Below are 2162 nucleotides of genomic sequence, written 5' to 3'. Positions count from 1 at the left end.
TCTCTGGTCGCTTTCGACTCAGGAGAAAGCAACCCAGGTGACTGTTCTTGATACCAGGATGGCCAGTTGATAATTGTAAAGGTCAAGGTTAGTGAAGAAATGAAAAGGGTTTCAAGGAAGCTAATTCAAAAAAAACTGACTAGTTCCTAACTAAAGGATTATCCTGCGACCATGCATAACTATTGATGTTTAGTGATTTGTACAGCCATACGAAAAATTCCTCTATGCAGACTTATAATGCAGACTATGCGCAGTCCATAATCCCATTCAAACTACTTATTTTTTTACTTTTTTTCCATTCACTTACTACTCCATTTCTGTTCTTTTCAGACGAACTCCACTTCAAAACCTAACTGGTCAATGGGTATCAAATCTACCCCTTGGCAATCACCTTTTTCAATTTCGTTTTTTAATTTTTCGGTGACATAGTAGCCTCGGCACGAGAGGTCTAATTTCAAAATATCTGATCTAATTTCATTTTTTTTGATGAACAACTTTGTTGGCATGTACGAGTCTATACCTATTCCTTTTTCTAATTTTGCTCTCTCCTTTTTAATGTCAACTTTAAATTCATCCCCAATCAATTGGTTTAATTTACGTAGTTTGAATTTGGATTTTCCCCAGTCAATATATTTATGCTCATTGGATTGGTAGATGTAAAAATAATTGTAGTGATATCGTTTTTCTTTGTGTACGACATAAGCATCGAAAACCTGTAGCTCTATTGGCAGTACATTAACCTTAAAAATCTCCAATAATTTATCGCTTATTACTAAACCCCAGGGAGGTACAGGCACAGATTGCACAATATCCATCAATTTAGCTCTTTTTAATAGCTGAATGGCATCAATGTTCGGGACAAAGCCCATTTTGCCTCTAACATTAATATTCCATACTGAATTTGGGTCGTCGTATTGATAACCTTCTGTCATTTTTCTAGACACAATATAACCAACAATCTTATTTACCAAGGCTGGTTGAATCTTATAAAGCATCATCAGAATAACTCGTTAATTTTCTTACTGGGATTGGCATCAATGATATCTTGTAACAGATCCGATAATTCTTTCAGTTTAATATAAGCTAATTCTGGGTTATTTAATATCCCTGGATTTTGTTCAATGATAACAACCATTCTATTGCTAACCAAGTTGTCATAATTATTATGATTCGTGTTATGTTTTTATGCCGAGACTACCTTGCCATGAATTGACATTTTACCGAATCATTCCATTTCAATGGTCCCAATTTCTGTAATAATCCACTTGCTTTCAGAGAATTCAAAATTACCATAAACAGCATACCTTTCATTTCCAAGCTCAAACTTGCCAGAAGCACAATTGTAAAAATTTAAAAGCAACTCATATTCATGGATTTCACTTGAAACTAAATGGAATGAATGATTTTTTACCATAACCCTACTAGCCTTGAAATTATGCGAATCTTTGAAACCAATAGACTCCGTTCCTCTTTCAATTAAGAAATCCACAAACTCACTTATGTATTGATCTTTGGCAGAAAGAACAGCCTTTAACAGGGCGCTTTCTGCTTCAAGATCGAGACATTGAATTTCTTTTCCATCTTCACTAAACCAGCGATTCAGTTTTAAACAGGAATATTGGCTAGGAAAGGTTAACAAAATTGCTAGTAAAATAGTCTGGTAAAACATTAGTTAGTGATGTAGTTTGTTATGCTTGGATTGGTGGCACGCCTCCTGGCTGACAGGGAACATTTTGAACATACTTTATCGCCTGACAAAAATGATTATCGAATATGACTGCTAAGCAACTACGGCAGATTATAAGCTGCCTTAGCTAATTATTCAATTGATAACCAATCTCTATGGAAAATTTTTACGATATTGCCCCTCCAGGATATTGTTTATTTCAATAAGAACTTCATGTTCGTTGTTTATATACTTCTCAATTTCGGAATCAGAAACGGAACCATCAAACAGCTTTTTGCAGAATAGACCACAATATGCCTTTATCTTACAAAGATGATAGAGAATTGATTCAGATGTAGATGCGTAGGGTGCATCGAAATCCAAGATAATACCATTTTTATCAAGATCATTAACAATTATTCCCCATAAGAAAGGAGACACTTCCAGGTTATCATACCTTGTCATGTATAGAAAAAAATATAGCTCTCCTCTGTGG

Annotated in this window: 3 protein-coding genes; all 3 read right to left on the bottom strand. The window is 34.7% G+C overall.

From position 1 onward, the window contains the following. Window positions 1–326 precede the first annotated feature (326 nt). Window positions 327–998, bottom strand: a complete 672-nt coding sequence (locus WBV75_RS08835) for a hypothetical protein (RefSeq protein ID WP_424120262.1) — start codon at window positions 996–998, stop codon at window positions 327–329. A gap of 227 nt (window positions 999–1225) precedes the next feature. Continuing rightward, window positions 1226–1669 (bottom strand): hypothetical protein, encoded by a 444-nt coding sequence (locus WBV75_RS08830; protein ID WP_424120261.1) that lies wholly within the window; start codon window positions 1667–1669, stop codon window positions 1226–1228. 171 nt (window positions 1670–1840) lie between these two features. After that, window positions 1841–2162, bottom strand: a 322-nt coding sequence (locus WBV75_RS08825) for a hypothetical protein (protein WP_424120260.1), incomplete at its 5' end; no start/stop codon positions are given.

It is taken from the genome of Robiginitalea sp., from assembly GCF_049588695.1.
Classification (GTDB): Bacteria; Bacteroidota; Bacteroidia; order Flavobacteriales; family Flavobacteriaceae; genus Robiginitalea.
Note: the sequence above shows the minus strand (reverse complement) of the source record. Positions and strands in the feature narration are given on the sequence as shown.